This is a genomic window from Pseudoalteromonas sp. PSi26 (genome assembly GCF_054960575.1).
The window spans coordinates 1-232 of sequence record NZ_JBHNYT010000059.1 but is presented as its reverse complement, the minus strand read 5'-3'; the positions used below and the strand labels follow the sequence as shown (position 1 = coordinate 232).

Below are 232 nucleotides of genomic sequence, written 5' to 3'. Positions count from 1 at the left end.
TGAAGTGACCCCCAATAGTTGGACAATCCAATTACTGGGGGTCTTTTTATGTCCAAGCACAAAAGAATATTTAAGTTAAAGCTCGCACAACTTGCTGAGCAGGAAAACTCTGAAGCATTAAGTAGAAAGTACAATATTAGCGCTCGGCTTATTCGTTATTGGTTTCAGGTCTACCTGCTTAATGGGTCAAAGAGTTTTATCCATAAACAGTTACCTTATTCAGGCGAGTTCA

At 39.2% G+C, this 232-nt stretch carries 1 pseudogene; it reads left to right on the top strand.

Going from position 1 to position 232, the window contains the following annotated elements:
• Positions 1 to 48: 48 nt before the first annotated feature.
• Positions 49 to 232 (top strand): annotated as a pseudogene (locus ACFI34_RS18825) (transposase); the annotation flags it as partial.